We start from the raw sequence: 23,324 nt of genomic DNA on the forward strand, positions 1-23,324 counted from the left end.
AACGGGGCCGGGACGGCGTCCCGCTGAACCGACTGCCCCCGCAGTCTGTGAACACGCACCGCAGCGGCGGAAACCCTGTGCCGCGTCCGGCGCCGTCCGGTGGGAACCCGGGCGGCATGGGCAAGACTGCGCTGATCGTCATCGACATGATCAACACGTACGACCACGAGGACGCCGAGTTGCTGCTCCCCTCGGCGGAGTCGGTGGTCCCGGTCGTGACCGGCCTGCTGAAACGGGCACGGGACAACGGCGTACCCGTGATCTACGTCAACGACAACTTCGGCGAGTGGCGCTCGCACCACGGGGAACTCCTCGACCAGGCCCTGTCGGGACCGCACGCGCACCTGGTGGAGCCGCTGCGGCCCGACGACTCCTCGCTCTTCGTCGTCAAGGCCCGCCACTCGATCTTCTTCGAGACGCCGCTGTCGTATCTGCTCCGGCAGCAGGGGATCGACAAGCTGGTGCTGTGCGGTCAGGTGACGGAGCAGTGCGTGCTCTACTCCTCCCTCGACGCCCACATCCGCCACTTCGACGTGGTCGTCCCGCGCGATGCCGTCGCCCACATCCATGCCGACCTCGCCGACGCGGCCCTGCGCATGATGGAGCGCAACATGGGTGCGCGCGTGTGCGACAGCGGCGAGCTGTGGCCGTGACCGGCCACCGGTGACCGCCGCAGGCGAGGGGTGACCGGTGCGGGCACGGGCCCGCGGTGACGCGGCCCGGCGGGCCGCGCCGCACTCCTGCCGCGGGTGCCGCGGGCTTCCTCAGCGCAGCCGGAGGCCGGAGGCCTCCTTCCACAGGGCCGGCACCCGCTCCTCCTCCAGGCGGATCGCCGCGGCCTGTTCCCGCCCGTACAGCAGGCCCCAGGTGAAGCCCGGTTCGCCCGCGGCGTGGGCCGCCAGCGCGTGGTGGCGCAGCGCCTGCCGGGCCACCACGGCGTCGTGGTGATCGCCCAGGGCCTTCTGGACGGCCTTGACGCGCTTTCTCACCCTGTCCGCCCGCCCGCCGAGGACCGGGCCGGCGGCCTCGGCCGCGTACCGGACCGTCTTCGCCGCCTTGCGGGCCTGGTGCAGGGCCGCGTCGCGCTCCGGTCCCGAGGGCCGGTCCAGCGCGCGCTCCATGCGGCGGGCGAGCCTGGCCTGTTCCTTGCGCACCGCCTTGGCCATGACCTTCTCCGGCTTCCGCGAAGCCTTGGCGCGCAGGGGCGGATGGGCGACGAGGCCGTCCAGCGCCTCGAGGAGCGCCAGGTAGCGGGGGGAGCGCAGGGCGGTGAGCGTGCGGTGGCGCGCGGCCGACTGCCCGGCCACGTCCCAGGTGCGCAGCCGGGCCGCGACCGGCCCGAGGACCAGTTCGGCGGGCAGGCCCTCCAGGCCCGTGCGCACACGCTCCAGCAGCACCTCCTGGTCGCGTTCCTCGCCCAGCTCGCCGGCCAGCCACTTCAGCTCGTCCCTGACCGGGTCCGTGACGTCCCGGCCGAGGACGGAACGGTAGGCGCGCAGGCACCCCCTCAAGCGCCTGCAGGTGGTCCGCATCGTGTGGACGGCGTCGGGCAGCCCGCGTCGTACCGACGGGTCCACCTCGACGAGCGCGCGCACGCACTCGTCGAGGTACGCGAGGAGGTGACCGCCCGCCGAACCGGGCTCGGCCGCGGGCCGCCGCCGTGCCGGGCGCGCCTCGTCCAGGTGCGTGTCGGCCAGGGCCCGCGCCAGCTTGGACGGCGTGCGCGCGCGTTCGGCACCCGCCGCGCGCAGGACCTTCTCCACGTCGTCCAGCAGCGCGGCGGGCGCGGTGTCGGCCACCTCCACCTCCAGCTCACGCCAGCGGGCCTTCTCGCCGCGGTCCAGCAGGGGCTTGGCGCGTACCGTGTCGATCGCGAGCTCGGCCAGGACCGTGCCCTCGTCGTCCACCAGGTGGCGCAGGGAACGGCTGGAGCGAAGACGCACCACCGGGACCAGGGGCGCGCCGCGCGTGCGCGCCGTCAGGAGGTCGCGCAGCGGGCCGGGCACGTCGTCGGCGAGCGGTTCGCGCACCTCCTCCCTGGTGTCCCCGCCCAGCGGCAGCTTCAGGTGCCATCCCGCGTCCGTGCCGCCCGTCCGCCGGCGCAGGGTGACCGAGCTGCGCGCGAGCCGCAGGTCGTCGGTGTCGTAGTAGACCGCGTCCAGCTCCTGGGCACCCTGGTCGACGACGGACGCGACCGCCCCCGCCCCGGTGAGCGACGCCAGCCACCCGGCGTCGTCCGCCGGGGGCACCGTGTACTTTCGTTCCGTCTCTGGCATAGACCGGGTCATAGTGTGCCCATTGACGCTGGGCGCCCGCTCAAACCCCGATCAGCCGGTGTGAGTGACACCGGCCCGGGCGGGACGCCTCCTCGAAATGCCCCCCGGGACTCACGCGCGGGGCCGCCCGGAGCACCGCCCGGACGTCGGCCGGTCGGCCAACTGGCATACCAGCCAGGTGTGTTCATGCCCCATGTGGGCACTCGCGGCCTCGGGCCGGTGCCGGCCGGACCGGCCCTCGGCACACCCACGGCACGCACGTGCGGAAAGAGGAATTGGTTCGATGCACGGGGCCGGCAGCGGCATCAGGGCCGGCGCGCTGACCGTCGCCGGCGTCCTGGCGGGAACGGTGCCGGCCGGCTGCGGCGACGACAGCGGCTCGGCCGGCCGTGCCGAGGGGGCTTCGGCGGAGAGCGGCGCCGGCGCCGGCTCCCGGGAGCAGGGCACGCGGGCGGTGCGTTCCGCCTGCGCCGGGACGTCCGAGCAGGGCACGGCGCGCGGGACGCTGCGGGTGCGGACCACCGCGGAGGGCACGCCGGTCACCGCCGACGGGCACGGCACCGCCGGCCTGGCCGGAAGGGCCGTCGAGCGGGGCGGGGGCCGGAGCTGATCCGTCCTCCTGTGCGGCCGCCGCGTGCCGGCGCCCTCCGGACCCGCCGTTCCCGGCGCTCCTGCGGTGGCGCGGTCACGCCGCGCGGGCCTGCCGCCGTGCGAGGCGTTGCGGCGCGCTCTGGGCACGGGCCGGCCGGACGCGGTAGGTCGTCCTGGTCGGGTCCACGACCGGCTCGCCGAGCGTGATGCGGCCGGCGGCGTGCAGCGCGTCGCACTCGGCGGTGGGCAGGGCGGCGTAGCAGCTTCCCCTGCCGGTGCCGGGGTCGAACGGCTGCCAGTAGCTGTACCTGCGGCGCCCTCCCGCGTGCACGGTGAGGAACACCGGGGTGCCGGGGTCGGAGATGAGGCGCATGAGGTCGGCGCCCGTGGGGCTGAGCGGGGCACCGGGCCGGCCGCGGTGGGGCAGGAGCATCGTCACTTCTCCCCCACCGTGGCCCGCGGGGCACGAGCGGCGTGGGCCGGGGTTCCCGACGGCAGCGGACGGCCGGGGCGCTCGGGGCGGGACCGCGCTCCGGGATCGCGGAAGGAGGGCCGCACCGAGGCGGCCCGGGCCGGGACGGGTGCCGGTCCGTCCTCGGCGTCCTGCGGGCGCGCGGTCGCGTCGGCGACGAGGGCCTGTGCCGGACCGGAGATGGGATGCATCAGCGGTGGCCTTCCTTTGAGGCGGGAATTGACGATCGCTTACCCAGTGCGGGCGATGTTGATCTCGCTCGTGGCCGCATTGTTCAGTACAGCACTGACAACGCGGCGGCACGCCGGCGCCGCGCGGTGCCCGACCGCACGTGCTGCGGGGCGCCGGACCGCCCGGCACCCGGCCGCCGGCGCGGCCCTGGGCGGCGGCCGGCGGCCGCGGCCCGTGACCGGCGCACCGGCCGCAACGGCCCGGCGGAGGCGCGGACCACCCGCCGGACGAATCCGGCGATCGCTCACCCGTACGAGCGGGTTCGCCGCGTGGGAGGATGGGGCGATGACCATCCTCGGCAGGAACAGCGTCCGCGTCACGGGGTCGGCCACCGGCCTGGACGTGGTCCTCGCCCGCGGTTCCGGCCGTGCCCGGACCATGGGACGGCTCGCGGCCCCCGCCCCGGCGGAGCACGCGCGCGTGGTGTCGTCCGACCGCGTCGGTTCCGGCCGCTCGGACCCCTCGGCGCGGCGGGAGGAACGGTACGCGTCGCCGGACGGCCACGCCCGGGCCGTGGGGGACGTGCGCGAGGAGCCGGGCCCGCGGGACACCGCCTCGGCCGGCCGCTCCGCCGGCGCCGCGGCCGGCGTCCCGGCCGCGGCGGCCCCGGACCCGATCGGCTCCCCGGTCGTGGTCCGCCCCTCCCCCTCCGTCACCGACGAGGACGGCTGTCGCGGCGGCCTGGGCGCGGCGGACGTCGACGCACCGCCGGAGTCGCCCGGGGCCGTCTCCGCGTTCGCGGGGGACCTCCCCTGATGTGCCGCTCGGACCCCGGTTCCGGTCAGAACGGCGAGGGGCGTCCGCACCTCGACGCGGCGTTCACCGCGCTGCTGGAGGACAGCGCGGAGGAACTCTACGAGTCGGCCCCCTGCGGCTATCTGTCCACCCTGATGGACGGCACCATCGCCAAGATCAACAGAACGCTGCTGGACTGGCTGGGCCTCTCGCGGGAGGAGGTCGTGGGCCGCAAGCACTTCAGCGACCTGCTGACCGTGGGAGGCAGGCTCTACCACGAGACCCACCTGGCGCCGCTGCTGCGCATGCAGGGCCACGCCGGCGGCATCACGCTGGACATGAAGGTGGCCGACGGATCGCGGCTGCCGGTCCTGATCACGTCGACCGTGAAGAGGAGCGGGGACGGCCGGCCCCTGCTGGTGCGCACCACCGTCTTCGACGCGACCGACCGGCGCTCCTACGAGACCGAGCTGCTGCGCGCCCGCCGCGCGGCCGAGGAGGCCCGCCGCCAGGCGGAGGCCGATCGCGAGCAGCTGCGCGAGGCACTGGACGTGCTGCAGCAGAGCCTGCTCCCGGCCGACCTGCCCGCCGTGCCCGGCATGGAGGCCGCGTCCCACTACCACACGGCCTCCTCGATGCAGCTCGGCGGCGACTTCTACGACCTGTTCCCCCTGGGCGACGGGCGCTTCGCCTTCTTCCTGGGCGACGTGTGCGGCAAGGGCCCCCGGGCCGCGGCCGTGACGTCCCTCGTCCGCTACACCCTGCGCGCCGCGGCCTTCCACGACCCCGATCCCCTCACCGCCCTGGCCACCCTCAACGCCGGGCTGCTGGACCGGTACGCCGGCGATGACCCGCGGTACTGCACGGCCGTCTTCGGCGTCCTCGAGCCCCGGGGCGGGACCGTCGGTGTCCGCCTCGCCGCCGGCGGGCATCCCCCGGCGCTGGTCCTGCGCGCGGACGGCCGGGCCGAGTACCTGCCGACGCCCGGCGGACAGCTGATAGGGGTGCTGCCCGACGCGTCCTTCACCGCCGTACGCGCCACCCTGCACCCCGGTGACACCCTCCTGATGTACACCGACGGCCTCACCGAGGCGCGCACGGGAGACAGGGACGACCTGTACGGCTACGACGCGCTGCAGTCCTTCGCCGCCGGTCTCGCCCCCGCGTCGCCGCACACGGTGATCGGGGCCTTCACCGGCCTGCTCGACGCCTTCGGCGACGGGCTCGACGACGACACGGCCCTGCTCGCCCTGGGCCTCCCGCTCCCCTCTTCCCCCGTCCCCTGAAACCCGCCGCAAGGGCCGGCCCCCGCTCGTACCGCCCGCCCGGCCGGGGAGGTGCGCGGCTACGCGGCGCCGCCTCGGGGCCCCGGCGCCCAGGGCCCCACCGCCAGGCCGTCGCTCCAGGCACGCAGACCCTCGTGGTTCACGCACACTATGCCGCACTGCTCGGCATACTCCTCGGCCGGTGCGGTGAAGTCGCTGGTGGTGACGATGACCGCCACGTCCGCCTCGTGGACGGTGAAGCAGGTGCCGCCGAAGCGCTGCAGTTCCTGGGAGCCGACCTTGTTGTCCTCCCCGTAGCGCTTGCACTGGATGACGACCCGCCGGCCGTCGGGGGCCAGGGCCACCACGTCGGCCCCCAGGTCCCCCGCGCCGCCCACGACCTCGACGCGCGAGCAGCCGTCCCGGACGCACAGATCGGCTATCGCCTGCTCGAACTCGTCGGCGCTCAGGGCGGCGTAGTCCAGGACGGCGTAGTCCAGGACGGCGGTCGCTTCGAGCAGGCCGCCCTCGTCGCCGGTCCGCACGCCTTCGTCCCGCCGCGGGACGGCCGTCCCGGCCGCGCAGACCCCCGCCCGGTGCGGCGCCGCCTGCGGCGGGCCGGCCGGCTCCGCCGTCTCCAGGGCGTCCAGCGCCGTCGCCGTGGCCTCCTCCAGCGCTTCGGTGGTGCGGCGTGCGAGCCGTACCACGGACATCCGGCGCCGGTTCCGCCGCCAGGCCAGCAGGATCGCGATCCCGACGAGCGAGAGGACCGCCGCCCAGGCGGGGCGCCGCTCCGCGACGTCGACGGCCGCACGGGCGACCAGCCCCACGACGATCAGGACCACGGCGCTGATGCCGAAGAACATGGCGGTCGCGCGCAGGTCGAAGGGACGCTCACGGTACGGGAAGCGCCTATGGTGCTCGGGCACGGCCACCGACGTCATTCCTCCCTCTGGGAACGGAACGAAGATCACTCACGTCGTCTGCCCGCGATCCGGTCCTTTACCGCCGACCGGGTGAACGCCGGGCGGCAGGGCGCCGGCCGGCCGCTCCGGCGGCCCATGCGAACGGTCCGGTGGCCCATGCGAACGGGGCCCGTGCTCCGCACGGGCCCCGCCGGTGGTTCGGCGGCCGGCGCGCCGCGCCCGCCGGTGACAGCGGACCGCGACGCGCCGTGCTCTAGTCACCGCCGGTCGCGTCTCGCTGCGTGTCCCGCTCGGCCGCTTCCGGCTGCTCCTCTCCTTCCGCCTCGACACCCTCCAAAGGCTTGCCCGCCGTCGTCCCGCGGGCCGGCTGGTAGCCCTCCCGGGCACTGGCCGTGCCCGGGATCGAGCGCTCCTGCGGCTGGCTCTCCGAGCCCGAGTGCGATCCCGGCTCCTCGTCGCTGCGCGCCCGCGCGTACTTGTCCGCCTGCTGATCGCTCATGCGAGTCGTCCCTCCGGTCGCGCGTCGGCTTCGCCGGGTTCCCCGGGGCCGGGGGCGGAAACGGCCGCCGGGCGGGGCGGGACGGGGCCGGACGGGACGGCGGCCGCCGCGGGGCCGGTTCAGCCGGACGGGTCGAGTGCGGGGCAGGCCTGCTGCGGGTTGCCGCCGTGCAGGGGGACTCGTGGTGGTCCACGTCGTCGAAGGCGAACGCGTACGCCCTGCCGCCGGGCCCCGCGCCCCCCTCGGCCCGGCCGCCACGGCCGGCGGCCCACGTCACCCGGCGGTGGCGTCCTCGGCCTCCCAGCGCAGCAGGTCTCCCGGCTGGCACTCGAGCACCTGGCAGAGTGCGGCGAGCGTCGTGAAGCGCACCGCCTTGGCGCGGCCGTTCTTGAGCACCGCCAGGTTGGCGGGGGTGATCCCGACGCGTTCGGCGAGCTCGCCCACGGACAGCTTCCGCTTGGCCAGCATCACGTCGATGTCGACGACGATCGGCATCAGATCACCTCGGCCAGCTCGGCCTGCATCCGCGCCGCCTCGACATCACGCGCGACGGCCTGGGCGAGCAGCATCCGCAGCACGAGCACGATGAGCGCGACCCCCAGGACGGCCAGGCCGACCCCGCCCAGCAGGAGCACGACGCCCGGGGCCACCGCCTCCCCCGGCGCGAGGACCACGCCGAGCGCGAAGACCAGCAGGGCGGCCGCCACGAACGCACCGGTGATGACGTCCACGTACCGGAAGGCGCCGTGGGAGAACACCGTTCCGCGGCGCACCATCGTCACCAGCCGCCACACGCAGACGAGGACGACCTGGACCGTCACCACGGCGAGGACCGCGATCACCAGGAGCGGGGTGCGCAGGTACGCGTACGCGGAACGGAGTCCCTCCAGATCGGCGGCCAGCAGCGGCACCATCACCGCCTGCACGAACACCGAGCCGGCGAGCAGCACCACGAGCACGGCGCGCAGCGCCAGCACTGTCAACTTCCCCATTGCCTTCCCTTCTATCGAAGCACGATGGGAATCTATCGAAAATCGATAGATGGAGCAAGGGGTTGGCCCGCCGGGCCCTCACGGGCCGCCGGAGGTGCGGACCGTCGCACGGGTGCATGCGGGTCACGGACGACGACGGCGGGACGCGCACCGGGCCGACCGGCCGGCGCGCCGGCCAGTCGGCCGAACAGGTGCGCTAGATTTTGCCTCTCCTTGATCCTCGATCACTCACGATCCCTCACGCTACGGAGCTGGCACCCCATGACCGACATCGTCAACGGACTAGGCCGGGCCACCGCTTACGGCGTCCTGGGCCTGGTCCTGCTGGTCCTCGGCATCGTCCTGGTCGACGTGCTGACGCCCGGGAAACTCGGCCGCCAGATCTGGGAACAGCGCAACCGCAACGCCGCCATGGTGCTCAGCTCCGCGCTGCTCGGCATCGGCGGCATCGTGTTCACCTCCATCTGGACGACGTACGAGGACTTCGGCAAGGGGCTGGTGTCCACGGCGGCGTTCGGGCTGCTGGGACTGGTGATGATGGCCGTGGCGTTCCTCGTGGTGGACCTGATCACGCCGGGGCGCCTGGGCGCGACGCTGGTCGAGCCGGAGCCGCACCCGGCGGTCTGGGTGACGGCGTCCTGCAACCTCGCCGTGTCCGCGGTCATCTCGGCCTCCATCGCCTGACGCCGTCTCGCGCCCGGCCCGTCCGTCGCTCCCGGGGGCGGCGGACAGGCCGGGCGCTCCCGATCTGCGGAGCGTGACACAGATCACCGACCTCGCGGGGAACTCGCGGGGCGCGCCCTCCGACTCCCTGCACGATCCGCGGCCGTCGCCCGTCCCGCAGGGCGTGCCTCACCGGACACCGGTACCGGGACGGGCAGGACGGCACGCACCGACGACCACCCGGAGTCCGCCGTGTCCCGTCCCGTAAAGGCGCGCACCGCGCGCCGTCTCACCACCCTCGGCGCCGTCCTCACGGCGGCCGTGGTCGCCACCGCCGGCCCGGCCTCCGCCCACACGGAGGTCGAGGCGGAGAACGCCAGGGCCCTCGCGCGCAACGTCACGCTGACGTTCTCCGCCGCCTCGGAGTCCTCCTCCGCCGGCATCAGCAAGCTGGAGGTGATCCTCCCCGAGGGGATCGCCCCCGGCGACCTCGACTACCAAAAGGGCCCTGAGGGCTGGACGTTCGACGCGACCGGCCGCGGCTGGGCCGCGTCGGGGCCCGCGCTCGCCGTCGGCGAGGACGCCACGGTCTCCGTGACCGTCCGCCAGTTGCCGGACGTCAAGGAGCTCGTCTTCAAGACCCTGCAGACCTACAGCGACGGCCGCGTCGACCGCTGGATCGAACTCGACGGGTCCGGGGACGGGCACGGCCACGGCCACCCCGCCCCGAAACTGAGGCTGGGCCCGGCCGAGCCCGGCGCCGAACCCCTCGGCCCCGGCTCTCCCTCCGCCGAGGAGGACACGGCCCCGGCCGCCTCCAGCCCCGCCCCGGACGAACGGCCGGACGCGGCCGCCGCGTCCTCCGCCGAGGGCGACTCCGACGACGGCGGGACGTCCCCCGCGGTTCCCCTCGGCATCGGCGCCGCCGTCCTTCTCGCCGTCGGCGGCGGGGTGTGGTGGGCGAGGCGCCGCGGCGCACGGTCCGCGTAGTTCCCGCCGGGCACGGCGGCCTTCGGGCCGGCCCGTGAGCCCACCTCACCGCGGCCGGGCGGCGGCCGTCCACGGGCGTCCGCCGCCGCGGGCCCTCCGACGGCACGGCCCCGCCGCCGGCCGGGGCGGTCCGGCTCCTCGCGTCCCCGGTCGCCCCGCCCCGGCTGTGCACGCCCCGTGGCCCCCTCACCGGCACCGGACCGACACCGGCACAAGGCGCCGTGCGCCACCCGCCGTGAGCCGTGGGCCGTGGGCTATGCGCCGTGGGCCGTGGGCCGTGGTGCGAACGCACCGCCGCCCGGCGCGCCCGCCCGTGTCTGTTCTCGCCCACCCGTGTCCGTTCTCTTCCGCCCGTGTCCGTTCTCGTCCGCCCGTGCCCACGGCCACGACCGTCGGTCGCCCAGGCCGACGGGCCCGCGCGCCCGGCGTCGCGGCGATCCCGCCGGACGGCTGTGGGCCCGCCCCGGCCCCGCCCCGGACCCCGGGACCGGCACCGGGACACGCGCAGCACCGCGGAACCCGGTGGCCGCCGTCCGGGCCGCCCGCGCCCGCGCGCCCCTCCGGCCGGGTTGTCAGCGCCCCTACCTGCGGACTAGTGTCACGACGCCTTGGTGTTCGGGAAATCCGGTGTGATGCCGGTGCGGCCCTCGCCACTGTGATCGGGAAGTCCGGCTCCAGCCCTCCGGGGCGGCCACTGGGTCCTCGGACCCGGGAAGGCGGGGTTCGGGCGGTGGTACCCGTCAGCCAGGAGACCGGCCAAGGCGCGTCAACCATCCACGAGGTGCTGGAGAGGGTCTGCCGAGCCATGCACATAGCCGAGGGCTTCCTGCCTCCGGCGCACGCGATCGCCTGGGGTGTCGCGTCCGCGCCGTTCGTCGTCCACGGAGTACGGTCACTCACCCGTGAGGTCCGGGAACACCCCGAGAGCACACTGCTCCTGGGGGCGTCCGGAGCCTTCACGTTCGTCCTGTCGGCCCTGAAGCTGCCCTCGGTCACCGGGAGTTGCTCGCACCCGACCGGCACGGGCCTGGGGGCCGTCCTGTTCCGGCCGCCGGTCATGGCGGTGCTGGGCACCATCACCCTGCTGTTCCAGGCGCTGCTGCTCGCGCACGGCGGTCTCACCACCCTCGGCGCCAACGTCTTCTCGATGGCGATCGCGGGGCCCTGGGCCGGATACGCCGTCTACCGGCTGCTGCGGCGTTACGGCGTGCCGCTGATGGCCGCCGTGTTCGCCGGCGCGTTCGTCGCCGACCTGTCCACCTACTGCGTCACCAGCGTGCAACTGGCCCTCGCCTTCCCCGACCCGAGCAGCGGCTTCCCGGGCGCGCTCGGCAAGTTCGGCTCCATCTTCGCCGTCACCCAGATCCCGCTCGCGGTGAGCGAAGGGCTCCTCACGGTGCTCGTGATGCGTCTGCTCGTGCAGTCCAGCAAGGGTGAACTGACCCGGCTCGGCGTGCTCGTGACGGGCGGGCAGGACCGGGCCGGGGCGGAGGCGGTGACCCGGTGAGCAGGAACACGAAGATCAACCTCCTGTTGCTGCTCGCCGTGGCCGCGCTCGCGGTCCTGCCGCTGGCCCTGGGCCTCGGCGACGGCAAGGAGGAGCCGTTCGCCGGCGCCGACGCCCAGGCGGAGACGGCGATCACCGAGATCGAGCCGGACTACGAGCCCTGGTTCTCGCCGCTGTACGAGCCGCCGTCGGGTGAGATCGAGTCGGCGCTGTTCGCCCTGCAGGCGGCGATCGGCGCGGGTGTCCTCGCCTACTACTTCGGTCTGCGGCGCGGTCGCCGCCAGGGAGAGCTGAAGGCCCTGGCCGAGCGCGACGCGCCGGCGGAGCGGACGTCGGCCGCCCCCCGGCCGTCCGGGCCCGCGGGCCCGGCGACCGGTTCCGGCGGCACCGGGGACTCCCCCGCCGGAACGGTCTGACCCACGGTGCTGCCGATCGACGCGGCGGCGCACAGCAGCCGCTGGCGCCACCGCCACCCCGTGGACAAGGCCGTGCTCGGGCTGGGCCTGACCGTGCTCGCGGTCTCGCTGCCGCCCTGGCCGGGCGCCGCTCTGGTGCTCGTCACCGCCCTAGCGCTCCTGCTGGGCCCGGCGGGCGTGCCCGCGCGCAAGCTGTGGCGCGCCTACCGGGTGCCGCTCGGCTTCTGCGTGACCGGAGCCGTCACCCTGCTCGTCCAGGTCGGCGGCCCCGACGGGTTCCTCGCCCTGGCCGACGGCGGCCCCTCCCGCGCCGGGCAGGTGCTCCTGCGCACCTCCGCCGCCTCCCTCGGCGTCCTGCTGTTCGCCTTCACCACCCCGATGTCCGACCTGCTGCCGCGCCTGGTGCGGGCCGGGGTGCCCGCCGCGGTCGTGGACGTCGCCCTGGTGACGTACCGCATGAGTTTCCTGCTGCTCGAGGCGATGCGGCAGATCCGGCAGGCGCAGGCCGCGCGGCTCGGGCACACCACACGGGCCGCCCGGTGGCGTTCGCTGGCGGGGCTCGGCGCCACCGCCTTCGTCCGCGCCTTCGACCGGGCGACCCGCCTCCAGGCGGGGCTCGCCGGGCGCGGCTACGACGGCACCCTGCGCGTGCTCGTGCCCGAGGCGCGCGTCTCCGTGCCCTTCACGGCCGGCGGCGCCGCGCTGCTCGCGGCGGTGGCCGCCGTGACCTTCGTCCTCGAAAGGCCGCTGTCATGACCGAACCCGCGCTGGTGGCCCTGCGGGATGCCTCCTTCGCCTACGAGGAGGGCCCGGCCGTGCTCAGTGGCCTGGACTTCGAGGTGCGCGAGGGGCGCGCGCTGGCCCTGCTCGGCCGCAACGGCAGCGGCAAGACCACCCTCATGCGCCTGCTCAGCGGCGGACTGCGGCCCCGTACCGGGCAGTTGACGGTTCAGGGCCGTCCCGTCGTGTACGACCGCAAGGGGCTGACCCGGCTGCGGACCACGGTGCAGCTGGTGGTGCAGGACCCGGACGACCAGCTGTTCGCCGCCTCCGTCGCGCAGGACGTGTCGTTCGGGCCGCTGAACCTCGGCCTGCCCGACGGCGAGGTGCGCCGCCGCGTCGGCGAGGCGCTCGACGCCCTGGGCATCACGGCTCTCGCCGACCGTCCCACCCACCTGCTCTCCTACGGTCAGCGCAAACGGACGGCGATCGCCGGGGCGGTGGCCATGCGGCCACGCGTCCTGATCCTGGACGAGCCGACCGCCGGACTCGACCCGGACGGCCAGGAACGGCTGCTGGTCACCCTGGACGGGCTGCGCGCCGCGGGCACCACCGTCGTGATGGCCACGCACGACGTGGACCTCGCCCTGCGCTGGGCCGACGACGCTGCCCTGCTCACCCCGCAGGGGGTGCGCGCCGGGCCCGCGTCCGTGATGCTGGCCCGCCCGGAACTGCTGGAGCAGGCGGGCCTGCGGTTGCCGTGGGGCGTCGCGGCGGCACACGCGCTGCGCGCGCAGGGACTGCTGGCCGACACCGCGCCGGGCCCGCGGACGGCGGACGAACTGGCCGCGCTCGTGGCGGCCGCGACCGCGGCGCGGACACCGGCCGAGGACTGACCCGGCCGCCGGCGGGCGCGTCGCGGGCCCGGCCCGGCAGCGGCGCGAGGGCCCGGCGGCCGGTCCTCCGGCGGGTGGCCGCGGGCGGTGCCGGTCCCTTCCCGGCCGCCGTCCCCGGAGCCGGCCACCGCCACGCCGGTGCGGGCCCGGCCGTGTTCGTCCTCATAGGCACGGGTGGCGATCCCACCGCGACCGGGCCCGGCACAGCCCGTCGGCGGCACGGCGCGGACCGGCGCCGCTCCCGCCGGAACCGGCCGACGGGACCCCCTCACGGCATCCCCGGACACGGAACCCCGCGCGTGTGCGCGTCCTCGCGGGAGGTACGCGGCGGAGGCGGACGATCCGCCGGCAGGGGCGGCTGCGGCCGCCCCGGAAACGGGGTGCGGCGGCCACCCGCCGGCCGCGTCACCGACCTGTCCGGACAGCGCACCTAGGAGGTGCGGGTGCAGCGGCCCGTCGGGGCCGCCGCCGGCGGGCGGCACTGCAGGGGGAGATCGGCCGGACTGGCGCTCAGGTAGCGGCCGACGCAGGTGTTCGCCGTCGTACGCCCCCGCCCGGCGCAGAAGGCGAGCGCGGCGCGGCCGTCGGTGAACGGGCCCGGCGCGTGGATCACCCAGTAGCCCGGGTGGAGGGAGGCGTAGGCGTCGCTGCGCAGGACGACGGCCTCGGGCACGGACCGGCGGATCCGGGCGAGGCTGCGGTCGCGGGCCGCGGTCCCCGAGGAGACGGGTTCGGAGTACAGCTGGGCGATCCAGCGGCCGGTCCCGGCGGGGGCCGCGGGCGAACCGGAGCCGTCCGGGGCGGACGGCTCGGTCCGGGCGGGCGTCTGGGCCGGGGTGGCTGCCGGGGCCGGGCCGGAACTCCGTCCCGGTGACGGCCGCTCGGCCGGCGCGGAGGACGCGGCCGCGCCCCCGGCCTCCCTCCTGCCGCCGTCGGGTGTGCGCAGGGTGAGGACGAGGGCGGTCGCCGCGACCACGGCCAGGACGGCGCTCACGGCGAGCAGGACCGGTGTGCGCCACCGGGGCGGGTGCCCGGTCCGCGGTCCGTCCGGCCGCGTGGGTGCCGGGAGGACCGGTGGGGCGGGGTCCGGGAGGAAAGGTGACGCGGGGGCCGGAGGGACCGGTGGCGCGGGAGCCGGTGCCGCCGTCATCGTCGGCCGGTCCCGGTGCGGCGCGGTGCCGGACTCGGCCTGCGCGAGCATCGCGTCCAGCCGGCCGGCGCCCGGGCGGGCCGCCGGGTCGCGTACGAGGAGGGCCTGGAGGACGGGGGTGAGCGGGCCCGAGCGCACGGGCGGGGGGACGGGGTCGTCGAGGACCGCGGCCAGGGTCGCCAGCGTGGTCGCCCGGCGCAGCGGGTTCACCCCCTCCACGCACACGTACAGCACCAGTCCGAGGGACCACAGGTCGCAGGCCGGGTCGTCCTCGCGGCCGCGGATGCGTTCGGGCGCCATGTACTCGGGGGAGCCGACGAGTTCGCCGGTGACCGTCAGCGCGGTCGCTCCCTGCAGGGCGGCGATGCCGAAGTCGGTGAGCACGGCGGTGCCGTCCGGGCGCAGCAGGATGTTGGCGGGTTTGACGTCCCGGTGCCGGATGCCGGCCGCGTGCGCGACGCGCAGGGCGGCGAGCACCTGGCGGCCGAGGCGGGCCGCCTCCGGCGGTTCCAACGGGCCGCTCTGCAGGTGTTGTTGCAGGGACGTGCCGGGTACCAGCTCCATCACGATCCACGGGTGCGGATCGGCCTCGACGATCTGGTGGACCGTCACCACGTGCGGGTCGCTGAGCCGTGCCAGCGCCCTCGCCTCGCGCATGACCCGTTCGCGTACCGCGTGGGAGGCCTCCGCGTCCGGGCGGACGGCCTTCAGGGCGACCTCGCGGTGCAGCACCGTGTCCCGTGCCCGCCACACCGTGCCCATCCCGCCGCTGCCCAGCCGCTCGATCAGCTCGAATCGTCCGTCGACCATGTCCCCCGGTGCGTTCATGCACGTCAGGTTAGGGCAGGAGGCGGTGCGCCGGGACGGTTCCGGGCGACGTGGCCGCGCGCGTCCCGCACGGCGGCGCGGCCCTCGGCGCACGGCGGGGCGGTCCTCGACGCGGGGTGCGGCGGGTCGGCCCCTTGCGCCGCGCCTTTCCGCGGGCCGGGCCCGCCGTCGACGCCGAAGAGGCCGGAGTCCGGGGTGCGGCTCGGATCCCGCCGCCCCCTCGGGGCGTACGCGGGCCGTACGGCCCGGGGCCCGTGCGCGCCCCGGGCCGTGCGGCGGCCTCCGCCCGGCGTCCGTGCCGTGTCTCAGTCCACGATCACGGCAGCGGACCGCGGTGCGCGTGCCTGCCCGGCGAGCGCACCGCCGAAGTTCGCCTCGACCTCGGCCTTCTCCGCGGCGTTCGGGTAGGGGTTGCGGCACGCCACGCCCGCGCTGGAGCCGGACATCAGGCTCGAGCAGGGGCCGGGCTTGCGGTCCGGCAGGCCGAGGATGTGGCCGAGCTCGTGGGACGAGATGCGCACCGTGTCGTACCCCTGGTCGACGGCCTGGCGCCCGATGTAGACGGTGCCGTTGCCCAGGGAGCCGGGCAGTGCGCGGGGCCAGCCGTTGTCCGCGAGGACACGGATGTTGGCGCGCTGCCCGGCCGTGACGGGACGCAGTTCGACACTGTCGACGCTCTCGTTCCAGATCGCCGCGCCACGGTCGACGGCGGTCTTGAACTCCGCCGAGCCGCTCGCGTCGTAGGTGAGGACCCGCGCGGCCGCGGTGCGGTCGGCGGGCCCGGGGGGAGCGGCAGCGGCCTGGCCCGCCAGGGGCACGGACGCCAGGAGGACGGCGGCGAGACCGCCGGCCAGCGTACGGACGTTCATGGTCGACCTCCTTGTGGGGGAAGGTGAGTCGTGCACATGACATTCGCCCGCACCCTGCCCAGCGCGGGAAGGCCCCAATCCGTCAATCGGCGGACGGCGGCCCGGACGCGGCGCCGCGCCCCGCCGCGCACCGGGACGAACACGCCGAACCGTGCGGCAAGGGCTTGACGGGGCGGGAGGCGCTCGGCCTACTGGAAGGCGCAGCCAGGGGTATGGGGGGACTCGTTCGGTGCCGGCCCGGTATGTCGAACCAGCAGGCCGAACCTCCGCCGCGAGGCACATCGGGGGGCCGGTGGTACGGCGCCGGTGGGCAGCGGCGGCGGTCGCGCTGGCGACGGCGCTGTTGCTGCACCTCTTCGTACCGGGGAGCGCGCCCGGCGGGGACGCGACGGCGCCCACCGCCGCGACGGTGGCGGATGTACCCGGCGACGCACCGGACGCCGGACTCCAGGACGCCGGACTCCAGGACGCCGGCGAAGGATCCGCGTGCGAGCAGGACGTGTCGCCGCGCGGTCTGGCGGCACGGTCGCCCAGGCCCGCGGGGACGGCGGGGGCGAGCCGTGCGACGGCCGGTGCCCCGGCGCGCGTCCCGGCGGCGCGCCGGGCCGGCGCGGACCCCGCTTCGGCGGGGGCGCCGGGGAGCCCGGGGGCGGGCGGTCCGCACCGCGGCGCCGCCGCCCTACAGACGTTCCGCTGCTGAGGGACGGCAGTACCCGCGAAGGCCCGCGCCGTGCGGCCCGCGTACTGCCCGGTGCCGATCCACGGTCATGAGCGGGCCTCCGTGTGTCCAGCAGGCCGACGACACAGGAGGCACAGGTGCCAGGAAAGCGCGTTCTCGTCCTCGGACCGGACGAACTGAGCCCGGACGACCGCACGATGTGGCGGGAGATCCGGCGGGAGTCCGCAGCGCCGGAGAACCCGTTCCTCGACCCGGCGTTCACCACGGCCGTGGGACGGGTCAGGCCGGGGGTCAGAGTGGCGGTGCTGCGGGAGGACGGCTCCCCGGTCGGGTTCTTCCCGTACGAGAGGGGGCCCCTGGGGCAGGGGCGGGCCATCGGCCTCGGGGTGTCGGACAGCCAGGGGGCCGTCCTGCGTCCCGGAATCCGCCCGGAGGCCCGCGGGTTGCTGCGGGCCTGCGCGTTGTCGTCGTGGGAGTTCGACAACCTCGAAGCCGGCCAGGACCTGTTCGTCCCGCACGCGGCCGAGGAACTCGCCTGCCCCGTCGTCGACATCGGCGAGGGGTTCGAGCGGTACACGCAGAGGCTGCGGGAGAGGTCGGCGGGCTTCCTCGGACGGACCCTGGCCAAGGAGCGCAGGCTCGCCCGGCAGGCCGGCGAGGTGCGGTTCGTGTACGACGCCCGGGATCCGGGTGCGCTGCGGGCGCTGATGGAGTGGAAGTCCGCCCAGTACCGGCGCACGGGCCGGCGGGACCGCTTCGCGCAGGAGTGGATCACGCGACTGGTGGACCTGCTGGCGCGGAGCGAGGAGCCCGAGTGCCGCGGGGTGCTGTCCGTGCTGTACGCCGCGGGCCGGCCCGTGGCCGCGCACTTCGGACTGCGTTCGCGCACGGTGCTGTCCTGGTGGTTTCCGGCGTACGACCGCGCGTACGGCAAGTACTCCCCCGGGCTCGTGCTGCACCTGCGGATGCTGGAGGCCGCCGCGGCCGACGGCGTCGGATTGGTGGACCTGGGCAGCGGGCCGGCGCGTTACAAGGAGTCGTTCAAGACCCGCGACCTGCGGGTGTACGAGGGCGCGGTGGTGCGTCCGGGGCCGGGCGGGGCCGCCTACCGGCTGCGGCGGGAACCGGTCCGGGCCGCCCGCCGCTTCGTGCGCCACCGCCCCCGGCTGGCCGGCGCCGCCGCGCGGACGCTGACGGAGCTGGGGCGGCTGCGGGACCCACGGGGGTGACCGGGGTCCGGCCGGCCCGATCCCCTTCCGGGCACCGCTCCGGCACGTCGTGAGCGCGGCCCCTCCCTTCAGGGGGCGGCGCCGGCGGGCCGGGCCCGTACGGATATTACTGAACCGTAACCTCCCTGCCGCTACCACTGGTAACACCGGTATCGGTACCGTCCTGACGATCCGTCTAAGAATGCTGCGGGGCGCGGCCGGACGAGCCGCGTCACGCGCGCGTCCCGCCGCTGCCGGGCGGGGCGTCAGCCACCGAGCCGCGGAGGAAGGCTCCGCCTCCCCTCCCCAGGAGGTCCCGCCATGCCCGCACCCACCCGCCTGCTGGCCGCGGCCGTCGCCGTGGCCGCCTGCGTCGGCGCCCAGGCCGTCCCGGCCGGCGCGGCCACCGCCTCCGGTCCCGTGGTCTCCCGCGGTGTCAGGATCCCGGCGTTCTACACCCCGCCCACGACCCTGCCCGCGCAAAACGGCGCCCTGGTCCGCAGCGAGCCGCTGCCGCTGGCTCTCAGCCTGCCTGGCCTGAAGGGCCCGCTGCCCGGCCGGGCCACCCGTGTGATGTACAGGTCCACGGACTCCACCGGCCGGCCGGTGGCCGTCACCGGCGCCTACATCGAGCCCGCGGCCGCCTGGAAGGGCGGCGGTCCCCGGCCGCTGGTCGCCGTCGCTCCCGGCACGATGGGCCAGGGCGACCAGTGCGCCGCCTCGCTGGGCCTGCAGTACCCGCTCCTGTTCAACGGACGGACGGTCTCCGTCGGTTACGAGACCCTGGTGGTCTACCGCCTCCTCGCCCGGGGCATCGCGGTCGTCATCACCGACTACGCCGGTCTGGGCGCGACGGACAGACTGCACACCTACGTCAACCGGGTCGACGAGGCCCACGCCGTCCTGGACGCCGCCCGCGCGGTCCGCTCCCTCGGCGGCGCCTCCGTCACCGGGGCCTCGCGCGTGGGCCTGTTCGGCTACAGCCAGGGTGGCGGCGCGACGGCCGCCGCGGCCGAGCTCCAGCCGTCCTACGCTCCCGACGTCACCCTCGCCGGAACCTACTCCGGAGCTCCGCCCGCGGACCTGGCCGCCGTCATGGAGGCCATCGACGGCGGCGACCTGGCCGGTGCCCTGGGATGGTCGGTGAACGGCTTCCTGCAATCCGAGCCGGCCCTGAAGCCCATCGTGGACAAGCACCTCAACGCGGCGGGCAAGGCCGCGCTCGACGACCTGTCGACCATGTGCGTCGGCGACGCCCTCCTCGCCTACAACTCGGCACGCAGCACCGCCTGGACGACCGACGGGCGCCCGCTGGGCGACATCGTGCGGGCCGAGCCCGCGCTCGGCACCTTCCTGGAGGAACAGCGCATCGGGACCATGAAGCCGAGCGGGCCGGTCCGCGTGGCGACCGGCGTCAACGACGACCTGGTGCCGCACGGCCAGTCCCGCGAACTCGCCGTCGCCTGGTGCCGCAAGGGCGCGGACGTCACCTACGAACCCGTCGTGCTGCCCGGCGCCGGACGCGGGCTGCTCAACCACTTCGCCCCGCTCCTCGCCGACCAGGGCAACGCCGTCTCCTGGCTGAGCGACCGTCTCGCCGGCAGGCCCGCCGCCTCCACCTGCGCCACCCTGCCCACACAGCCCTGACGCCTGCCCGGCGGCAGCCGTCCCCACCACGGCTGCCGCCGGGCGCCCTCCGTCCGGCCGGCGGGTACCCCGGGCGGGCCCGGCCCGGTGTCCGCGCGGGCGACCGGGCTCCGGCGCGTGGGCGAGGCGGACAGGGCAGCGGCAGCGGCAGCGGCAGACGGGTCGTCGACGGGCGGTTCGAACCGGAGGCGCGGCTCGGCGACGGGATCCACCTGAGCGACAGGTACAACGGGAGCGGCTGTCTCCAGGCCGACGCGAACGGCGAGGTCGTCAAGGCCGTGCCGCACCGGGGCCGGCCGTGCCCCGGTGCGGTCAGCGGCGCGCCGCTGACCGCACCGGCGTCTCAGCCGCCCAGTGCCGCCAGCACCACGGCCTTGGCCTCCTCCTGCACCCGGCCGAGGTGGTCGGGGCCGAGGAACGACTCGGCATAGATCTTGTAGACGTCCTCGGTCCCCGACGGGCGTGCCGCGAACCAGGCGTTGGCCGTGGTCACCTTGATGCCGCCGATGGGCGCGCCGTTGCCCGGCGCCTCGGTGAGCACCGCGGTGACCGGGTCCCCGGCCAGGGTGTCCGCGGTGACCTGGGCGGGAGAGAGCCTGGCCAGCAGGGCCTTCTCCTCGCGGGACGCCGGGGCGTCGATGCGGGCGTACGCGGGCTCGCCGAAGCGGGCGGTCAGCGCCGCGTAGTGCTCGGAGGGCGTCTTGCCGGTGACGGCGGTGATCTCGGAGGCGAGCAGCGCGAGGATGATGCCGTCCTTGTCGGTGGTCCACACCGAGCCGTCCCGGCGCAGGAAGGACGCGCCGGCCGACTCCTCGCCGCCGAAGCCGATCGAGCCGCCGGCCAGCCCGTCCACGAACCACTTGAACCCGACGGGCACCTCGACCAGTTCGCGCCCCAGATCGGCGGCGACCCGGTCGATCATCGCGGACGACACCAGCGTCTTGCCGATGCCCGTACCGGCCGGCCACTGCTCGCGGTGCGCGTACAGGTAGGAGATGGCGGCGGCCAGGTAGTGGTTGGGGTTCATCAGGCCCGCGTCCGGGGTGACGATGCCGTGCCGGTCGGCGTCGGCGTCGTTGCCGGTGGCGATCTCGAACCGGTCGCGCTGCTCGATGAGCGACGCCATGGCGTAGGGCGACGAGCAGTCCATACGGATCCGGCCGTCCCAGTCCAGCGTCATGAACCGCCAGGTGGGGTCGGTGAGCGGGTTGACCACGGTCAGGTCCAGGCCGTGCTGTTCGGCGATGCGCTCCCAGTAGGCGACGGAGGCGCCGCCCAGCGGGTCGGCCCCGATGCGCACACCGGCCGCGCGGATCGCGTCCAGGTCGAGCACGCCGGGCAGGTCGGCGACGTACGTGCCGAGGAAGTCGTGGCGGCCGGTGCCGGGGGCGGCGAGCGCCCGGGCGTAGGGGACGCGCCGGACGTCCTTCAGGCCGGACCTGATGATCTCGTTGGCCCGGTCCTGGATCCAGGAGGTCGCGTCGGACGCGGCGGGCCCGCCGCTCGGCGGGTTGTACTTGAACCCTCCGTCGGCGGGCGGGTTGTGCGACGGGGTGACGACGACGCCGTCCGCGAGACCCGTGGTGCGCCCGCGGTTGTGGGTGAGGATGGCGTGCGAGACCGCCGGGGTCGGGGTGTAGCCGTCCGCGCTGTCGACGAGCACCGTGACGTCGTTGGCGGCGAACACCTCCAGGGCGGTGACCTTCGCGGGTTCCGACAGGGCGTGGGTGTCGGCGCCCAGGAAGAGGGGGCCGTCGATGCCCTGCCGGGCGCGGTACTCGCAGATGGCCTGGCTGGTCGCCGCGATGTGGTCGTCGTTGAACGCGCTCGCCAGGGACGATCCGCGATGCCCGGACGTCCCGAACGCGACCCGCTGTCCCGGATCGTCCGGGTCGGGGCGCAGCGCGTAGTACGCGGTGACCAGCCGGGCGACGTCGACGAGGTCTTCGGGACCGGCCGGCCTACCCGCTCGCTCGTGCTGCATGTGCCCGCTCCTCCATCAGGGGTGATCCTTCGCTTGCGATCACATCATTCCTTCTCACGGCACCGGCGCACGAGTGGGGCGGCCGCTCTCCCCGCACCCGCGACCCGGAAGGCGCGCCTCCGCCCGGGGCCGCGGGTCCCGGTCCTCCCGGGCCCGGCGCACGGTGACCGGACGCGTGCGCCCGGCCACGGGGAGGCGCCTGTCGTCGGCCGCGGGTCCAGCGCCTCCGGCCCCGGACCGTGCCGTCGGCCGCGAAGGCGTCTCCCCCGCGCGTGGTCGCCCCGGTGGGCGGCTGCCGTCGCCTCCTCCCGGGCCCGCCCGGTCAGATCCGCCCGCCGGTGAGCCGGGTGAGGGGACCGTACGTCTGGCGTTCGGCGCGGCGTCCCACGGCGTAGGAGGCGGCGCTCAGCACGGTCAGGCCGGCGCCGACACCGGCGGCGACGAGCTTGCGGTTGGCGATGACCGTCCAGGCCGTCTTGGCCGTGGTCGCGACCTGCCCCGAGGCGGTGACGAGGGCCTGGCGGCCCGCTTCGACGCCCTTGGCGGCGGTCTGCACGGCCCCGGTCGCCGCCCCGGCCGAGCGCTCGGCCCCCGACTTGGCCGCTGACGCCGTGTCACCGGCCTTGGCCGCGGAGGACTTCGCGGCACGCGACGCGGAAGCGGAGGCCCCGTCCGTGGCGCGCCGGACCTTGGACTCCGTCGCCTGCGGGGAGGTGGGCTTCTGATTCGTGCTCTTGTTCTGTTCAGTCATGGACATCGCTTTGCCTCCCACGCCCGCGGCAAACACGCCCGCCCTCCGGGGTCGCCCGAATGCGGCCCCCGTGCCCCGGTGAGAGGCTGATTCTGCTCTCAGGGGGTAGACGAGTCACAGCGCTATGCAGGGACGAGCACCCGTGTCCCGGGAAAGGAGCTCTCATGCCGGGCATGTTGAACCGGATCAAGCAGTTCGCCAGGAGCCCTCAGGGGCGCCGCACGACGGAACAGGCACGGCGCGCCGCGGCCGACCCGCGCCGCCGGGCCCAGGCCCAGCGCCTGCTGGGCAAACTCCGCGGACGCGGCCACCGCTGACCGCACCGCTCCGTACCGACCGCTGCGCGGCCCGGCTCATGGGCAGTCCGGGCCGCGCAGCCGTGCCCGGAGCCGCCGGCCGCCGCCCCGAGCCCTCTTTCGAGCCCTCTTCGGGAACCCGCGTACGGCGATCGGCGCGGCCCGGCGGACGGTGCCGAGCCCGCCGGGGGAGCCGGAGGAAGCGGGAACCGAGCCCATGGTCATCACCCGTTCGGCGCAGCATGGGTCCCGGCCGCCCGGGCACGCGGAACCCACCGGGGCGGCCCCTCCTCCGCCGTTCCGGGCCGAGGGCGGCCGTGGCCGGAACCCGAGCCGCCTGCGGCCGCCCTCATCGTTGGTCAAGGGATGTCGCCCCGCCAGTCGTACCGGCGTCCGCCCGCCGTCCGGGGCACGTACACGGCCCGTCCGCCCGGACCATGGCGGCCTATCTCGGTGGGCAGCGCCGCGCCATCCCTGAGCTCGCCCTCGGAGTGGTCGGTGATGTCCAGCAGCAGGCCGTCCAGCGGGCCGCCGACCAGCTCCGCGTAGTGGCGCCCGTGGCGCGGCCCGGGATCGTCGTGGTCGGAGCCGTAGACCCGGCCACGCATGAACTCCAGCTCATCCATACGGGCAGGGTGGCATCCGCCACTGACAACCGGCACCGCGCGAGCCGACCCGGGTCCGGGTCGGCTCGCGCGGCCAGAAGGGTATGGGCGGGGGGCGGGGGGGGGCC

At 75.6% G+C, this 23,324-nt stretch carries 25 protein-coding genes and 1 riboswitch; of the genes, 13 read left to right on the forward strand and 12 right to left on the reverse strand.

What is annotated here, in order from left to right; all coding sequences use genetic code 11:
- Positions 1-116: 116 nt before the first annotated feature.
- Entirely contained in the window at positions 117-653 is a 537-nt protein-coding gene (locus AB0L29_RS26220) for an isochorismatase family cysteine hydrolase (protein WP_365830218.1), read from the forward strand.
- A 111-nt stretch (positions 654-764) separates the two neighbouring features.
- Here AB0L29_RS26220 and AB0L29_RS26225 read toward each other — a convergent pair whose 3' ends face one another.
- Positions 765-2,288, reverse strand: a complete 1,524-nt coding sequence (locus AB0L29_RS26225) for a CYTH and CHAD domain-containing protein (protein ID WP_365830219.1) — start codon at positions 2,286-2,288, stop codon at positions 765-767.
- A 271-nt stretch (positions 2,289-2,559) separates the two neighbouring features.
- Between AB0L29_RS26225 and AB0L29_RS26230 the strand changes: the two genes are divergently transcribed.
- Positions 2,560-2,886, forward strand: coding sequence for a hypothetical protein (locus AB0L29_RS26230; RefSeq protein ID WP_365830220.1), 327 nt, complete (start codon positions 2,560-2,562; stop codon positions 2,884-2,886).
- Between the two features lie 75 nt (positions 2,887-2,961).
- Here AB0L29_RS26230 and AB0L29_RS26235 read toward each other — a convergent pair whose 3' ends face one another.
- Positions 2,962-3,300, reverse strand: coding sequence for a hypothetical protein (locus AB0L29_RS26235; RefSeq protein WP_365830221.1), 339 nt, complete (start codon positions 3,298-3,300; stop codon positions 2,962-2,964).
- 2 nt (positions 3,301-3,302) lie between these two features.
- The gene (locus AB0L29_RS26240) at positions 3,303-3,530 is read right to left on the reverse strand and encodes a hypothetical protein (RefSeq protein ID WP_365830222.1); all 228 of its coding nucleotides are present in this window, start codon (positions 3,528-3,530) and stop codon (positions 3,303-3,305) included.
- Positions 3,531-3,855: 325 nt separating this feature from the next.
- Between AB0L29_RS26240 and AB0L29_RS26245 the strand changes: the two genes are divergently transcribed.
- Both AB0L29_RS26245 and AB0L29_RS26250 read left to right on the forward strand, forming a co-directional pair.
- Positions 3,856-4,326: a hypothetical protein gene (locus AB0L29_RS26245; RefSeq protein WP_365830223.1), complete on the forward strand. Its 471-nt coding sequence runs from the start codon at positions 3,856-3,858 to the stop codon at positions 4,324-4,326.
- Positions 4,326-5,591, forward strand: coding sequence for a SpoIIE family protein phosphatase (locus AB0L29_RS26250; protein ID WP_365830224.1), 1,266 nt, complete (start codon positions 4,326-4,328; stop codon positions 5,589-5,591). The genes AB0L29_RS26245 and AB0L29_RS26250 overlap by 1 nt, the downstream gene beginning before the upstream one ends.
- 59 nt (positions 5,592-5,650) lie before the next feature.
- Here the strand turns inward: AB0L29_RS26250 and AB0L29_RS26255 are convergent, their stop codons facing one another.
- The 4 genes from AB0L29_RS26255 to AB0L29_RS26270 form a co-directional block, all read right to left on the reverse strand.
- The gene (locus AB0L29_RS26255) at positions 5,651-6,514 is read right to left on the reverse strand and encodes a restriction endonuclease (RefSeq protein WP_365830225.1); all 864 of its coding nucleotides are present in this window, start codon (positions 6,512-6,514) and stop codon (positions 5,651-5,653) included.
- A gap of 235 nt (positions 6,515-6,749) precedes the next feature.
- Positions 6,750-6,995, reverse strand: coding sequence for a hypothetical protein (locus tag AB0L29_RS26260; RefSeq protein ID WP_365830226.1), 246 nt, complete (start codon positions 6,993-6,995; stop codon positions 6,750-6,752).
- A 273-nt stretch (positions 6,996-7,268) separates the two neighbouring features.
- Positions 7,269-7,490 carry a helix-turn-helix transcriptional regulator gene (locus tag AB0L29_RS26265; protein ID WP_365830227.1) on the reverse strand — a complete coding sequence of 74 codons (222 nt, stop codon included), beginning with the start codon at positions 7,488-7,490 and terminating at the stop codon, positions 7,269-7,271.
- On the reverse strand, positions 7,490-7,987 hold the full coding sequence (locus AB0L29_RS26270) for a DUF2975 domain-containing protein (protein WP_365830228.1): 498 nt from the start codon (positions 7,985-7,987) through the stop codon (positions 7,490-7,492). Before AB0L29_RS26270 ends, AB0L29_RS26265 begins: the two co-directional genes overlap by 1 nt.
- 261 nt (positions 7,988-8,248) lie before the next feature.
- Between AB0L29_RS26270 and AB0L29_RS26275 the strand changes: the two genes are divergently transcribed.
- From AB0L29_RS26275 to AB0L29_RS26300, 6 genes are all read left to right on the forward strand, one after another.
- On the forward strand, positions 8,249-8,671 hold the full coding sequence (locus AB0L29_RS26275) for a DUF350 domain-containing protein (protein WP_365830229.1): 423 nt from the start codon (positions 8,249-8,251) through the stop codon (positions 8,669-8,671).
- A 231-nt stretch (positions 8,672-8,902) separates the two neighbouring features.
- The gene (locus tag AB0L29_RS26280) at positions 8,903-9,640 is read left to right on the forward strand and encodes a DUF1775 domain-containing protein (protein ID WP_365830230.1); all 738 of its coding nucleotides are present in this window, start codon (positions 8,903-8,905) and stop codon (positions 9,638-9,640) included.
- Positions 9,641-10,232: 592 nt separating this feature from the next.
- A riboswitch (cobalamin riboswitch) is annotated at positions 10,233-10,416 on the forward strand.
- 29 nt (positions 10,417-10,445) lie between these two features.
- Positions 10,446-11,147, forward strand: a complete 702-nt coding sequence (locus AB0L29_RS26285) for an energy-coupling factor ABC transporter permease (protein WP_365830231.1) — start codon at positions 10,446-10,448, stop codon at positions 11,145-11,147.
- Entirely contained in the window at positions 11,144-11,563 is a 420-nt protein-coding gene (locus tag AB0L29_RS26290) for an energy-coupling factor ABC transporter substrate-binding protein (RefSeq protein ID WP_365830232.1), read from the forward strand. The genes AB0L29_RS26285 and AB0L29_RS26290 overlap by 4 nt, the downstream gene beginning before the upstream one ends.
- 6 nt (positions 11,564-11,569) lie before the next feature.
- Positions 11,570-12,319: a cobalt ECF transporter T component CbiQ gene (gene cbiQ, locus AB0L29_RS26295; protein WP_365830233.1), complete on the forward strand. Its 750-nt coding sequence runs from the start codon at positions 11,570-11,572 to the stop codon at positions 12,317-12,319.
- A complete protein-coding gene (locus AB0L29_RS26300) occupies positions 12,316-13,179 on the forward strand; it encodes an ATP-binding cassette domain-containing protein (RefSeq protein WP_365830234.1) in 864 nt (287 codons plus the stop codon). The genes cbiQ and AB0L29_RS26300 overlap by 4 nt, the downstream gene beginning before the upstream one ends.
- 430 nt (positions 13,180-13,609) lie before the next feature.
- Here the strand turns inward: AB0L29_RS26300 and AB0L29_RS26305 are convergent, their stop codons facing one another.
- Together AB0L29_RS26305 and AB0L29_RS26310 are read right to left on the reverse strand one after the other, a co-directional pair.
- Positions 13,610-15,157, reverse strand: a complete 1,548-nt coding sequence (locus AB0L29_RS26305; protein WP_365830235.1) for a protein kinase — start codon at positions 15,155-15,157, stop codon at positions 13,610-13,612.
- Positions 15,158-15,462: 305 nt separating this feature from the next.
- Positions 15,463-16,026, reverse strand: a complete 564-nt coding sequence (locus AB0L29_RS26310) for a snapalysin family zinc-dependent metalloprotease (protein ID WP_365830236.1) — start codon at positions 16,024-16,026, stop codon at positions 15,463-15,465.
- Between the two features lie 816 nt (positions 16,027-16,842).
- On the opposite strand from AB0L29_RS26310, the gene AB0L29_RS26315 reads away from it, so the two are divergent.
- Positions 16,843-17,934 (forward strand): GNAT family N-acetyltransferase, encoded by a 1,092-nt coding sequence (locus tag AB0L29_RS26315; protein ID WP_365830237.1) that lies wholly within the window; start codon positions 16,843-16,845, stop codon positions 17,932-17,934.
- 300 nt (positions 17,935-18,234) lie between these two features.
- Positions 18,235-19,560: a lipase family protein gene (locus AB0L29_RS26320; protein ID WP_365830238.1), complete on the forward strand. Its 1,326-nt coding sequence runs from the start codon at positions 18,235-18,237 to the stop codon at positions 19,558-19,560.
- A gap of 343 nt (positions 19,561-19,903) precedes the next feature.
- On the opposite strand, the gene pgm is transcribed toward AB0L29_RS26320, so the two are convergent.
- Both pgm and AB0L29_RS26330 read right to left on the reverse strand, forming a co-directional pair.
- Positions 19,904-21,544: a phosphoglucomutase (alpha-D-glucose-1,6-bisphosphate-dependent) gene (gene pgm / locus AB0L29_RS26325; RefSeq protein ID WP_365830239.1), complete on the reverse strand. Its 1,641-nt coding sequence runs from the start codon at positions 21,542-21,544 to the stop codon at positions 19,904-19,906.
- Between the two features lie 322 nt (positions 21,545-21,866).
- Positions 21,867-22,295 (reverse strand): hypothetical protein, encoded by a 429-nt coding sequence (locus AB0L29_RS26330; protein ID WP_365830243.1) that lies wholly within the window; start codon positions 22,293-22,295, stop codon positions 21,867-21,869.
- Positions 22,296-22,459: 164 nt separating this feature from the next.
- On the opposite strand from AB0L29_RS26330, the gene AB0L29_RS26335 reads away from it, so the two are divergent.
- Positions 22,460-22,612, forward strand: a complete 153-nt coding sequence (locus tag AB0L29_RS26335; protein ID WP_365830240.1) for a hypothetical protein — start codon at positions 22,460-22,462, stop codon at positions 22,610-22,612.
- Positions 22,613-22,950: 338 nt separating this feature from the next.
- Here AB0L29_RS26335 and AB0L29_RS26340 read toward each other — a convergent pair whose 3' ends face one another.
- On the reverse strand, positions 22,951-23,217 hold the full coding sequence (locus AB0L29_RS26340; protein ID WP_365830241.1) for a hypothetical protein: 267 nt from the start codon (positions 23,215-23,217) through the stop codon (positions 22,951-22,953).
- Positions 23,218-23,324 lie beyond the last annotated feature (107 nt).

The organism is Streptomyces sp. NPDC052701 (assembly GCF_040678355.1).
Classification (GTDB): domain Bacteria; phylum Actinomycetota; class Actinomycetes; order Streptomycetales; family Streptomycetaceae; genus Streptomyces.

Bases quoted from the DNA above. Each gene is read 5' to 3' on its own strand.
- AB0L29_RS26220 (WP_365830218.1), top strand. From the start codon at position 117: ATGGGCAAGACTGCGCTGATCGTCATCGACATGATCAACACGTACGAC.
- AB0L29_RS26225 (WP_365830219.1), bottom strand. From the start codon at position 2,288: ATGACCCGGTCTATGCCAGAGACGGAACGAAAGTACACGGTGCCCCCG.
- AB0L29_RS26230 (WP_365830220.1), top strand. From the start codon at position 2,560: ATGCACGGGGCCGGCAGCGGCATCAGGGCCGGCGCGCTGACCGTCGCC.
- AB0L29_RS26235 (WP_365830221.1), bottom strand. From the start codon at position 3,300: ATGCTCCTGCCCCACCGCGGCCGGCCCGGTGCCCCGCTCAGCCCCACG.
- AB0L29_RS26240 (WP_365830222.1), bottom strand. From the start codon at position 3,530: ATGCATCCCATCTCCGGTCCGGCACAGGCCCTCGTCGCCGACGCGACC.
- AB0L29_RS26245 (WP_365830223.1), top strand. From the start codon at position 3,856: ATGACCATCCTCGGCAGGAACAGCGTCCGCGTCACGGGGTCGGCCACC.
- AB0L29_RS26250 (WP_365830224.1), top strand. From the start codon at position 4,326: ATGTGCCGCTCGGACCCCGGTTCCGGTCAGAACGGCGAGGGGCGTCCG.
- AB0L29_RS26255 (WP_365830225.1), bottom strand. From the start codon at position 6,514: ATGACGTCGGTGGCCGTGCCCGAGCACCATAGGCGCTTCCCGTACCGT.
- AB0L29_RS26260 (WP_365830226.1), bottom strand. From the start codon at position 6,995: ATGAGCGATCAGCAGGCGGACAAGTACGCGCGGGCGCGCAGCGACGAG.
- AB0L29_RS26265 (WP_365830227.1), bottom strand. From the start codon at position 7,490: ATGCCGATCGTCGTCGACATCGACGTGATGCTGGCCAAGCGGAAGCTG.
- AB0L29_RS26270 (WP_365830228.1), bottom strand. From the start codon at position 7,987: ATGGGGAAGTTGACAGTGCTGGCGCTGCGCGCCGTGCTCGTGGTGCTG.
- AB0L29_RS26275 (WP_365830229.1), top strand. From the start codon at position 8,249: ATGACCGACATCGTCAACGGACTAGGCCGGGCCACCGCTTACGGCGTC.
- AB0L29_RS26285 (WP_365830231.1), top strand. From the start codon at position 10,446: ATGCACATAGCCGAGGGCTTCCTGCCTCCGGCGCACGCGATCGCCTGG.
- AB0L29_RS26300 (WP_365830234.1), top strand. From the start codon at position 12,316: ATGACCGAACCCGCGCTGGTGGCCCTGCGGGATGCCTCCTTCGCCTAC.
- AB0L29_RS26305 (WP_365830235.1), bottom strand. From the start codon at position 15,157: ATGAACGCACCGGGGGACATGGTCGACGGACGATTCGAGCTGATCGAG.
- AB0L29_RS26310 (WP_365830236.1), bottom strand. From the start codon at position 16,026: ATGAACGTCCGTACGCTGGCCGGCGGTCTCGCCGCCGTCCTCCTGGCG.
- AB0L29_RS26320 (WP_365830238.1), top strand. From the start codon at position 18,235: ATGCCCGCACCCACCCGCCTGCTGGCCGCGGCCGTCGCCGTGGCCGCC.
- pgm (WP_365830239.1), bottom strand. From the start codon at position 21,544: ATGCAGCACGAGCGAGCGGGTAGGCCGGCCGGTCCCGAAGACCTCGTC.
- AB0L29_RS26330 (WP_365830243.1), bottom strand. From the start codon at position 22,295: ATGACTGAACAGAACAAGAGCACGAATCAGAAGCCCACCTCCCCGCAG.
- AB0L29_RS26335 (WP_365830240.1), top strand. From the start codon at position 22,460: ATGCCGGGCATGTTGAACCGGATCAAGCAGTTCGCCAGGAGCCCTCAG.
- AB0L29_RS26340 (WP_365830241.1), bottom strand. From the start codon at position 23,217: ATGGATGAGCTGGAGTTCATGCGTGGCCGGGTCTACGGCTCCGACCAC.